12 protein-coding genes and 2 pseudogenes are annotated in these 10,154 nt (G+C 69.6%); 4 read left to right on the top strand and 10 right to left on the bottom strand.

Annotated elements, in window-relative coordinates; genetic code table 11:
- Positions 1-683 (top strand): annotated as a pseudogene (locus AB0J09_RS43175) (hypothetical protein); the annotation flags it as partial.
- Here the strand turns inward: AB0J09_RS43175 and AB0J09_RS43180 are convergent.
- Positions 680-898, bottom strand: a complete 219-nt coding sequence (locus AB0J09_RS43180) for a DUF4229 domain-containing protein (protein ID WP_360704605.1) — start codon at positions 896-898, stop codon at positions 680-682. The pseudogene AB0J09_RS43175 and the gene AB0J09_RS43180 sit on opposite strands and share 4 nt — an antisense overlap.
- 257 nt (positions 899-1,155) lie before the next feature.
- Here AB0J09_RS43180 and AB0J09_RS43185 point away from each other — a divergent pair, with 257 nt between their 5' ends.
- Positions 1,156-1,377 (top strand): BldC family transcriptional regulator, encoded by a 222-nt coding sequence (locus AB0J09_RS43185; protein ID WP_026214226.1) that lies wholly within the window; start codon positions 1,156-1,158, stop codon positions 1,375-1,377.
- 141 nt (positions 1,378-1,518) lie between these two features.
- Here AB0J09_RS43185 and AB0J09_RS43190 read toward each other — a convergent pair whose 3' ends face one another.
- A complete protein-coding gene (locus AB0J09_RS43190) occupies positions 1,519-1,761 on the bottom strand; it encodes a hypothetical protein (RefSeq protein WP_360704608.1) in 243 nt (80 codons plus the stop codon).
- Between the two features lie 10 nt (positions 1,762-1,771).
- Positions 1,772-2,599, bottom strand: a complete 828-nt coding sequence (locus tag AB0J09_RS43195; protein WP_360704611.1) for a hypothetical protein — start codon at positions 2,597-2,599, stop codon at positions 1,772-1,774.
- A gap of 339 nt (positions 2,600-2,938) precedes the next feature.
- Here AB0J09_RS43195 and AB0J09_RS43200 point away from each other — a divergent pair, with 339 nt between their 5' ends.
- A complete protein-coding gene (locus AB0J09_RS43200) occupies positions 2,939-3,229 on the top strand; it encodes a PLD nuclease N-terminal domain-containing protein (RefSeq protein ID WP_360704614.1) in 291 nt (96 codons plus the stop codon).
- A 5-nt stretch (positions 3,230-3,234) separates the two neighbouring features.
- On the opposite strand, the gene ccsB is transcribed toward AB0J09_RS43200, so the two are convergent.
- The 6 genes from ccsB to AB0J09_RS43230 all read right to left on the bottom strand — a co-directional run bounded on the left by ccsB (position 3,235) and on the right by AB0J09_RS43230 (position 8,728).
- Complete coding sequence (ccsB, locus tag AB0J09_RS43205; RefSeq protein ID WP_360704617.1) at positions 3,235-4,212, bottom strand: c-type cytochrome biogenesis protein CcsB; 978 nt, start codon at positions 4,210-4,212, stop codon at positions 3,235-3,237.
- Positions 4,202-5,761 carry a cytochrome c biogenesis protein ResB gene (locus AB0J09_RS43210; protein ID WP_360704619.1) on the bottom strand — a complete coding sequence of 520 codons (1,560 nt, stop codon included), beginning with the start codon at positions 5,759-5,761 and terminating at the stop codon, positions 4,202-4,204. The genes ccsB and AB0J09_RS43210 overlap by 11 nt, the downstream gene beginning before the upstream one ends.
- The gene (locus AB0J09_RS43215; protein ID WP_360704622.1) at positions 5,761-6,483 is read right to left on the bottom strand and encodes a cytochrome c biogenesis protein CcdA; all 723 of its coding nucleotides are present in this window, start codon (positions 6,481-6,483) and stop codon (positions 5,761-5,763) included. Before AB0J09_RS43215 ends, AB0J09_RS43210 begins: the two co-directional genes overlap by 1 nt.
- A complete protein-coding gene (locus tag AB0J09_RS43220; RefSeq protein ID WP_360704625.1) occupies positions 6,476-7,042 on the bottom strand; it encodes a TlpA disulfide reductase family protein in 567 nt (188 codons plus the stop codon). Before AB0J09_RS43220 ends, AB0J09_RS43215 begins: the two co-directional genes overlap by 8 nt.
- A 71-nt stretch (positions 7,043-7,113) precedes the next feature.
- Entirely contained in the window at positions 7,114-7,752 is a 639-nt protein-coding gene (locus AB0J09_RS43225; protein WP_360704628.1) for a histidine phosphatase family protein, read from the bottom strand.
- A 55-nt stretch (positions 7,753-7,807) separates the two neighbouring features.
- Complete coding sequence (locus AB0J09_RS43230) at positions 7,808-8,728, bottom strand: LysR family transcriptional regulator (protein ID WP_360704631.1); 921 nt, start codon at positions 8,726-8,728, stop codon at positions 7,808-7,810.
- 184 nt (positions 8,729-8,912) lie between these two features.
- Between AB0J09_RS43230 and AB0J09_RS43235 the strand changes: the two genes are divergently transcribed.
- Positions 8,913-9,773, top strand: a complete 861-nt coding sequence (locus AB0J09_RS43235; protein ID WP_360704633.1) for an EamA family transporter — start codon at positions 8,913-8,915, stop codon at positions 9,771-9,773.
- 22 nt (positions 9,774-9,795) lie between these two features.
- Here AB0J09_RS43235 and AB0J09_RS43240 read toward each other — a convergent pair.
- A pseudogene (locus tag AB0J09_RS43240) lies at positions 9,796-10,154 on the bottom strand (aspartate aminotransferase family protein); the annotation flags it as partial.

The raw sequence follows: 10,154 nt of genomic DNA on the forward strand, positions 1-10,154 counted from the left end.
GCGCGGCCGACCCGGCCTTCGCCATCACGCCGGGCAGGCCGCTCACGCCCAGCGTCAAGGTCTACGCGATCGCCGCCACCCGCTACCGGCTCGCGGTGGACGGCTCGTTCACCACGCTCGACGGCCACTCCAGGCCACAACTCGGGCTGATCGACATCGGCGGCCCCACCGCCAAGGTCGCCTCCTGGCGGACCGAGGCGTACGCGCGCCGATGCAGGGACGCATTCCCCTCGTACGTGCGCGGCCTGGATTTCTCGCCCGACGGACGCTATTTCGCGGTCGTCACCACGGGAGGCCCCGTGGGCGGCATGTGCGACACGGCCGCCAGATTCGAGACGTACGCCACGGGCTCCCGCATCAAGCCCACCTGGGTCAACGCCACGGGAGGCGACTCGCTCTACGCGGTTTGCGTGACGGGCGCGGCGATCTACGTCGGCGGGCATCAGCGCTGGCTGGACAATCCGCAGGGCCGCGACACGGCCGGCCCCGGAGCGGTGTCACGGCCCGGCATCGGAGCCATTCATCCGACTACGGGAAAGGCGCTGAGTTGGAATCCGACGCGCGAGCGCGGCATCGGCGTGAAGGCGTTTTACGCGCACCGCAGCGGACTACTTGTCGGTAGCGACACAACCCGACTCGGACGGGAGTACCATGCCCGGATTGGCATGTTCCCCCAGTCCTAGTCGTCCTGCGACTCCGGCCGGTCGATCTTGTCGCTGATGCGTTGGCTCACGGCGTCACGCTGCTTGCTGAGCAGGACATAGCTCGCTATGCCGCTGACCAAGAAAGCCGCCAAGATCAGCACGAGCGGGTTTTGCAGGCCGAGCAAGCGCAGCACACCGAGGGTCACGACAAACAGGACGATCCGCGACGCGGTGTAAACGAGAACGGGACGCACATGTTCGAGGTTACTCGGACCCGTGGACCGGTCGCTCTTCGCATCGGGCGCGAGCGCTGCTACTGTTCCCAGTCAGGGAGTTTCGTAAAGAAACACCCACGAGAGCCCCAAAGAGGCTCTATCATATAACAATCGGGCAGTCAGCTGATAACAACCCGTGATCTTTGTAGAAAACCACGGATAAATCAGGCTTCGCTCGACACACTGGTTACCTGTCCGCCCGCTGGCAGGAAGCGGGATGCGAGGGGGAGAGATTGGTGGAGAGTAGCAGCGAGCGTCTGCTGACCCCAGGAGAGGTTGCCGCCCTCTTCCGGGTAGACCCAAAGACGGTTACACGCTGGGCTGCGGCAGGCCGCATCAGCAGTATCCGCACCCCCGGAGGGCATCGGCGCTTCCGCGAGTCGGAAGTGCACGCCCTTCTCCGAGGCGAGGACGTTTTGACGGCCGACAGGCCGGCAGGTGAGTCCCCGCGCGTCTGACCGTGCAGACGGTGGTCCTGCGATGGCAGGATCACCGCCGGCGCAACCCACTGTTCGCGTGCTTCCCGGCCACACTTCCGTAGGGCAAGCATGGGGCGGCGCCAACCGCTGATCGTGGCTGGCGCCTGTCCGGCTGCCCGATCAGGCGTCCTCCTGCGCCGCCTTGAACTCCAGGAACTCGCGCTCGAGGTCGTCGTTCTCCTCTTCCCAGCGCTTGCGGCGCTCGGCCGCCTCCTCCTCCGTCAGCGCCTCGGGCAGCCACTGCTCGTAGTCCGGATCACCAGGCTGCACCTCCACGTACGCGTTGCCGATCAGACGCCCGTCTTCGCTGGTCAGGCTCTGCGGCACGCGCAGGGTCCCGTCCGCGAGCCGGATGACGTACATGTCCGATCACCTAGATTCCGTAGCGCCGGTTGAAGAAGAGCATGATGTCGAGCGCCATCCGCGTGTCTCCCCCGAGCATGTCCACGAGGGCCGGACGCTGGCGGGAGGCGATGGCGGCGAAGGCGTCGGCGAAGAACTCCTTGCGGCCCAGCCCGCCTCCCTGGCGGTGGAAAGTGGAGGCCAGCAGCGGCAGGGCCGAGTCGTACAGGCGCACGAACTCCGGCGAGTCGGAGACCCAGTCGCCGTAAGGCGAGTCGATGTCGTCGATGGCGTGGCCGACCTCGTGCATCATCACGTCCGGGGTCGGCGACGGGCGGTCGCCCACGACGATCTTGCGGTCGCCGTAGGCGCCGGCGCAGATGTCCCACGTGGCGCGGCCCGACGGGAGCGGGGCGCCGCGTAAGTAGCCCATGTCGTCGAGGTCGGGGACGCCGCCGCGGCCGACGTAGATGCCCTCCAGGCCGGCCGCGAGCTTCTCCTTGAGGCGGTCCGGCAGCCTGGCGAGGCTCTCCACGGCGCGTACGACGTCGACCGAGGGCGGGCCCTGTCTCGCGTCCCACTGGCGGTGCAGGATCGTCTCCAGCTTGCCGCAGTGGCGCAGGCCGTCGCCCATGGACGGCAGGTCCGGCCGGTTGGGCTGGGCCCTGGGCTGCTCGTCGAGCTCGAAGTCGTACCAGGTGTAGCGGGGGCGCTCGACCACGGCGGCGGGCAGTCTCTGGCGGCGTTCGCGTAACGCGAACGCATCCCAGCGGCGACCTGCCTCTTCTCCTGGCCATGCCATCCGCTCGGACTGCTCGGCGCCCGGCCACGTCACCCGCTCAGAACGCCCGCTGGGCACGTCTCCGGCCGCTCCGCGGCCCTTGCGTGCCTTTGCGCCCGGGCGGGCCTCATGGTGCTTCTCGGAGGCGCTGGACCAGAACGAGCGCTCGGCTTCAGGGGGCGCCTCTCTGCGGCGCGAGAAGAGATACGACCCGCGCCGCCACCAACGACCACGCCGGTGTCTTCCCTTGTCGCCAGACACCTTGGAGTCAGAAAAGGCCATCGCACCTCTCAACGCCCGTGGAGTCCGGCGGGACCGCCGCATCGACTTCCACGGTACGACGCCGATCTTCCCCTAGTCACCCGAAATGGGACAACGGGAAGCACGATCACGTCGCGGATGGCTTACAGTTCGGGCATGGCAGGTGTACTGATCGGCCTGGCGCTGCTGGCCTTCTGGCTCTTCTCGCTGTTCGACGTGGTCACCACGCCCGAAGACGAGGTTCGGAACGTACCAAAGGCCCTGTGGATCCTGATCGTCGTACTGATCCCGTTGCTCGGCGGCCTGGTCTGGATGACCCGCGGCCGGCCGCGGACCCCGCGCGCCGCGTGGCCCGTTCCCCCGGGTCCGGGCATGCCGAAGGGGCCGGACGATGACCCCGACTTCCTGCGCGACCTCGACCGCCGCATGCGCGGCGACGACGCCTGAGCCGATCAGACGTCGGCGTAGCTGTGCAGCCCGCTGATGAAGATGTTGACGCCGATCAGGTTGAACATCAGGCAGCCGAACGCCACGAGCTGCACGATCGTCGCGGCCCTGCCCCGCCATCCGGCCGTCACCTTGGCGTGCAGGTAGGCCGCGTAGGCCACCCAGGTGATGAACGACCAGACCTCCTTGGGGTCCCAGCCCCAGTAGCGGCCCCATGCCCGGTCCGCCCAGAGCGCACCCGCGATCACCGCGAACGTCCACACCGGGAACGCCAGCACGATCGCCCGGTGCGCCACCCGCTCCAGGTCGGCGCGGGTCGGCAGGCGCGACACCCCGTCGCCGCGCACCAGGTAGAGGATTCCTGACACGCCGGCCATCGTGAACAGGCCGCTGGCGATGATCGCGGCGGTGACGTGGATGGCGATCCAGTACGAGTTCAGCGCGGGCACCACGGGCCCAGCGGCCGTGTAGAAGAACTTGACCGCCAGGCCGAGGCCGAGCGCCGCCGCCACCATCACGAAGGCGCCGAGGAAGCGCACGTTGTAGCGGAGCTGGCTGCCTAGGAACGCCGTCACGGCGGCGAAGCAGATGGCGATCACGAACTCGTACATGTTGCCCCACGGCCACCTGCCCGCGGACAGGCCGCGGGTGGCGATGGCGGCGAGATGGGCGGCCCAGCCCAGCCAGGCGAGCGCCAGAGCCACCTTCCCGGCCCTGACCGCCCCGAGGCCCTTGGCAGCGGGCGTCACGGCTTCGTCAGCGCCGTCGCGGGGAAGCGTCCCGACCGCGCCGCCCGGCCCGCCGGCGCCCGCTCCGACCGCGACCGGCTGCTTGGCTTCCGACCGCTCGGTGACGGCCGCCTTGTCGGGCCGGCCCTTTCCGAAGGCGAGCTCGATCGCGAAGGCGACCATGGCGAAGACATAGAGGAGGACGGCTGCGACGACGAAAAGGTCGCTCAGCTCGGCGAGTTGCTCAGCGGACATCCTTGTCTCCTGCTGATAGAACCTTGACGATCTCGGCGAACTCCTCGGCGAAGCCCGCCGCGGAGCCTTCTGTGCGGGTCAGGCCGCCCACGTCGACCACGCCCTTCCCGATCCGTACGAACACCCTGCGGCGGCGGATCTGCAGCGACAGCGCGATGGCGACGACCGCCGTGCCCGCGGCGATCAGCGCGGGCATGCGACCGGGGTCGTAGGCGGTCTGGAGCGTGACCCACTGCTTGACCCCGGTGAACTCCAGTTTGCCCGCACCCTTCGGCAGGTCGATCGACTGCCCGACCGCGAGCGGCTTGGGCACGTTCTTGCCCATGAGGAGCGGGGTGAGCTTCTTCAGCACCTCGGGTGGCGCCAGCTCGTAGACCGACTGCGGCTTGCCGGAACGCAGGCCGAGGTCGCCGGTGAAGGCCCCGATGAGCTGCACCTCGGGGTTGAGCTCGCCGGGGAAGGCGGAGGCGTACGTGCCGTCCGTCAGCGGCACGCTGGTGGGCAGGAACTGCAGCAGGAACCCGAGCTGCGACGGCTGCGCGTCGGGCACCTTCACCACGCACCCCGAGGTCATCGTGGCCTTGGCCTCGATCAGGCACGGCACCGGGCCCTCGAAGGCCACCTGCCCCTTGCCGTCGGTGACCTTGAAGACGGGGGCGTAGCCGTTGCCGATCAGGTACGTCTGCGTGCCGTCGATCTCGAGCGGGTCGTTGACCTTGAGGTCGTAGTCGCGGGTGGGCGAGCCGGGCGAGTCGTTGACCTTCAGGTGGGCGGTGTAGTCGAGCGCCTGGCCCTTCTTCTCACCCGTGACCTGGTAGGCGACCTTGAAGTCGGTGAGCTGGAAGGAGAACGGCTCCAGCGACTCGGCCGAGACCTGGCTGCCGGGGATGAACCGGTCGTAGGCGGCCACGGTGTTGGCGAAGCCGTCACCCTCCACGATCAGGACGTTGCCGCGGTAGCCGAACAGGGAGCCGAAGCCGACCGCGAGCAGGATGCCCAGCAGGGCGACGTGGAAGAACAGGTTGCCGGTCTCGCGCAGGTAGCCCTTCTCCGCGGAGACCCAGCCGTCGCCGGTCACAACGCGGAAACGCAGCTTGCGCAGCCGCCGCGCGGCCTCGTCGACGTCCAGGTCGCCCTCGAAGGAGGCCGAGTGAGGCAGACGCGACAGGCGTCTGGGCGCGGCGGGCGGTTTGCGGCGCAGCTCCCGCACGTACGTCGCGGTGCGCGGGAGGACACAGCCGATCAGCGAGGTGAACAGCAACAGGTAGATCGCCGCGAACCAGACCGAGGTGAACACCTCGAAGAGCTGGAACCTGTCGTACCACTCGGCCAGCGTGGGGCTCTGCTCGTAGAGCCGCGCCACCTTGTCGGGGTCGACACCGCGCTGGGGGACGAGCGAGCCCGGCACCGAGGCGAGCGCCAGCAGGAACAGCAGGATCAGCGCCGTCTTCATCGAGGTCAGCGTGCGCCAGCCCCACCGCAGCCAGCCGACCAGCCCGAGCTTTACCTGCTTGGGCTCCTGCTCTTTCGCCAGTTCCTGAACGCTCATCAGATCACCGGCTCGAAGGCGCCGATCAGACCCTGCATGGCAGCGATCATCTGTCCCCACAGCCCGGTCACGAGCAGCACCCCGACGGCCACCATCATGCCGCCGCCGATCCTGGTGATCAGGCGCGAGTGCTTGCGGATGGCCCGGAACGTGCGCAGGGCCTTGCTGTACGCGAGCGCCGCGCCCACGAACGGCAGCCCGAGGCCCAGGGCGTACGCGACGGCCAAGAGGGCGCCACGGGCGGCGCTGCCCTCGTTGAGCCCGAGCGCGAGCACGACGGCGAGCGTGGGCCCGATGCACGGCGTCCACCCCAGCCCGAACACCACCCCAAGCAGCGGAGCGCCCGCCAGCCCCGCGGCCGGCACGCGGTGGATGCGCACGTCACGCATCAGCCCGGGGATGATCCCCAGGAACGCCAGCCCGAGCAGGATGGTCAGCACGCCGAGCACCCGCGTGATGATCTCGGCGTGGCCCAGCATGACCGAGCCGAGCCCGCCGAACAGCGCTCCGCTGAGCACGAACACCAGCCCGAACCCGCTCACGAACAGCGCCGTGCCCAGCACCAGCCGCCCCCGCCTGGGGTCGGCGCTCATGCCGGTCACGTACGACAGGTAGCCGGGCACCAGCGGCAGCACACACGGCGAAAGGAACGACACGACCCCGGCCAGCACAGCGATCGGCACGGCGACCAGCAGCGAACCCGAGGCCACGAGGTCACTCATCGCGCACCTTGGTCACGGTGTTGAGCAGGTCGGTGTACTTGACCGCGCCGAGCGCCCTGGCGGCGACCCTGCCCTGCTTGTCGATGATCAGCGTGGACGGGATGGCCGCGGGCGGCACCGTGCCCTGGAAGGCCAGCGCCACCTTGCCCGGCTGGTCGAAGATGTGCGGGTAGCCGGTCTTCTCGTTGCGCTCGAACGCAAGCGCGTCGGCCTGGCGGTCCTTGAAGTCGACGCCGATGAACTCCACGCCGCTGCTCTTGGTCTGGGCCGCGACCTCCTTGAGCACCGGCGCCTCCGCGCGGCACGGGCCGCACCAGGACGCCCAGAAGTTGAGCACCACGACCTTGCCCTTGTGCGCGGCGAGCGAGGCGGTGGCCCCGTCGAGGGTCGGCCCCTGGATCGCCGGCGCCGGCTTGCGGTCGCTCGCGCCGAACACCTGCATCTTCCCGTCGCCCGCGACGAACCGGGTGTCGCCCGCCTGCGGCTGGCCGCTCTGGTTGCCGGCGCAGCCCGCGACCAGCAGGCCCAGGAGAACGAGGAAGATGGACTTGGCGCGCACGGAGGAAGATCTCCTTGTACTACAAGCGGTAGAGCTTGCAACTCTACCGGTGAGGCCGGGCACTCCGGACATCAGGCCCCGGGAACGGACGGACCCGTCTCGAGCGACCCCGCCGGCTCGCTGTAGCCGACGCTGACCAGGCGGTCGCCGTCGAAGGTGAAGGTGGTGAGGCTGGCCAGCGCGCATTGCCTGCGCCGCGGGTCGTGCCAGAGCCTGCGGCCCTCGGCGGCCATCCTGATCGTCCAGATCGGGAGCTGGTGGCTGACGAGCACCACCTCGTGCCCGCGTGCCGCGGCCCTGGCGTCGTCGATCACCGACTTCATGCGCCGGACGATGGACGGGTACGGCTCGCCCCAGGAGGGACGCAGCGGATTCCAGAAATAGCGGTAGTTGCGAGGATTTCGCAGGATTTCCAGGCCCTTACCCACCGGGCGGCCTTGGAGCATGTTGCCCGCCTCGATCAGGCGCTCGTCCTGGACGATGTCGAGGCCGAGTTTGTCGGCGAGGGGTGCCGCGGTCTCCAGCGCGCGCTCGAGCGGCGAGCTGTAGAGGGCGACGATGTCACGGCCGCCCACGGCCTTGGCGACCGTCTCGGCCATGAGCTGACCCGTCTCGGACAGGTGGTAGCCGGGCAGCCTGCCGTACAGGACGCCGCTGGGATTGTGCACCTCTCCGTGGCGCAGCAGGTGGACGACGGTGGTTTCAGCCATGGTGTGGCACAGCTTATCCGCTCCACCTCATCACCCGGCCGGGGCCCCGCGGGGCTCAGTTGACAGCCCAGGCGTTCTCCTGATTCCTGCTCGACTCGGCCAGCGCCTCGACCATGGCCCTGATCGCGGGACGGCGGGCCGCGTCCGTGCGCCACACCGCGTAGATGCGCCGCGTCTGGCGCGGCCTGATCGGCACGAGCCGCACGCCGTCCGGCACGCAGTCCCGTCCCAGCCGCGGCACGATCGCGCAGCCCAGCCCGCCCGCCACCAGCGCGAGCTGGGTCGGGTACTCGTCGGCCATGCAGGCGATCACGGGCTCCACCGAGGCGTTGCGCAGCGTGAAGACCAGCCAGTCGTGGCAGACGGTGCCGGGAGACCCGCTGATCCACCGCTCGCCGCGCAACTGGGCCAGCTCCAGCTCCTTGCTGTCCGCCAGCGGGTGGTCGTCGGGCACCGCGATGTCGGCCACGTCGTCGAGCAGCGTGGCCTTGGACAGGCCGTCGGGCAGGGCCATGGGCCGGTTGAGCCAGTCCTGGATCACGCCCAGGTCCAGCTCGCCCCTGGACACCTCGCGTACCACCCGCTCGGGCTCACGCTCGTTGAGCTGGATCCACAGGTCGGGATGGCGATCCCTGAGCGAGGCGAGCGCGGTGGGCATGAGGCCGCGCACGGCGGTGGGGAAGGCTGCGATGTTCAGGCGGCCGACGACCTCGCCGCGCAGCGCCTCGAAGTCCGCCTCGGCGGTCTCGACCAGGGCGAGGATGCGCTCGGCGTGCTCGGCGAGCAGGCCGGCCGCGTCCGTCAGCCGCACGCCGCGCCCGTTGCGCTCCATGAGCCTGGCCCCGGTCTCGCGCTCCAGCTTGGCGATCTGCTGGGACACCGCCGACGGGGTGACCATGAGCGCGTCGGCCGCCGCTCCGACCGACCCATAGACGTGAACTGCGTGAAGGGCCTTGAGCCGGTTCAAGTCCAACATGTAAGCCAGCCTAAACGGTTTAGCGTAGAAAGTCTCGCTTGTCCTTCAATCTGTAGCGTTTGAAAATAGATGCATGAGAATCCTTAAGTCGAAGAAGCAGCAGTCCGGCTCCGTGTCGTACCTCAAGGTGCTCGCCGAGCAGGCTCGCGACCAGCGCATCCGCTACCAGAAGCCCGCTCGCTGAGTGCGCCCCCGCCACCTCGCCCTCGCCGTCGGCCTCGCGGCCGTCTGGGGCTTCAACTTCGTGGTCATGCAGGTGGGCCTGCGGCACTTCCCGCCCCTCCTGTACGCGGGAATCAGGTTCACGATGGCCGCGTTCCCCGCCCTGCTGTTCGTGGGACGCCCGGGGGTCCCGTGGCGCTGGGTCGCCGGGGTGGCGGCGACCATCGGGGTCGGCCAGTTCGGTTTCCTGCTCGTGGGCATGCGAGCGGGCATGCCGGCCGGGCTGACCTCTCTCGTCCTGCAGATGCAGGCGCTGTTCACCGTGTTGTTCGCGGTGACGCTGCTCGGGGAGCGGCTCACCGCCCGCCGCGTCCTCGGACTGGCCGTCGCCTTCGGCGGCCTGGCCCTGGTCGCGCTCGACTTCGGCGTGTCGGGTCCGATCGGCGCCTTCGCCCTCTGCGTGGCCGCCGCGGCCGCCTGGGGCCTCGGCAACGTGATCCAGCGCAGGGCCGCGCCGCCTGACTCGCTCCGCTTCATGGTCTGGGTCAGCGCCTTCTCCTCGCTCCCGCTCCTCCTTCTGTCGCTCTGGCTGGAGGGCGTGCCCACGTTGAGCCCGTCCGTGGAGGGCTGGCTGTCGCTCGTGTACGTGGCGTTCATCTCCACGCTCGGCGGCTTCGGCGTCTGGGGCTGGCTCCTGCGCCGGTACGACGCTTCGACGGTGGCGCCGTACACGCTGCTGGTGCCGGTGTTCGGCATGTCGTCGGCCGCGTTGATGACCGGCGAGCCGCTCTCCTGGCTGAACCTGCTGGCGGCGGCCCTGATCGTCTCGGGCGTCCTGTACGCGGGCACCAAGCCCCGCCGCGCGCTCGTCACCGCGCGCTAGCCCGCGCCCTGGGCCGGACGGCCTAAAGGACGGCGGCGGCGGCCTTCGCGGCAGCCGGAAGAGCGTCGGCGACGCGGTTGAGCGCCTCGTCGTCGTGGGCCGCCGACAGGAACCAGGCCTCGTACGCCGAGGGCGGCAGGTAGACGCCCTGGTCGAGCATGGCGTGGAAGAAGGCGGTGAACGCGGCCGTGTTCTGTGCCTTGGCCTCGGCGAAGTTCGTCACCTCGGCGTCCGTGAAGAAGATCGAGAACAGGTTGCCCGCCCGCTGCAGCCGGTGCGGCACGCCCGCCGCGGAGAGCGCTTCGGAGGCGGCGTCGCCGACGGCGAGAGCGGCGGCGTCCACCCGCTCGTAGGCCTCGGCGTCAAGAGCACGCAGCGTGG

The organism is Nonomuraea sp. NPDC049784, assembly GCF_040659615.1.
Taxonomy (GTDB): Bacteria; Actinomycetota; Actinomycetes; order Streptosporangiales; family Streptosporangiaceae; genus Nonomuraea.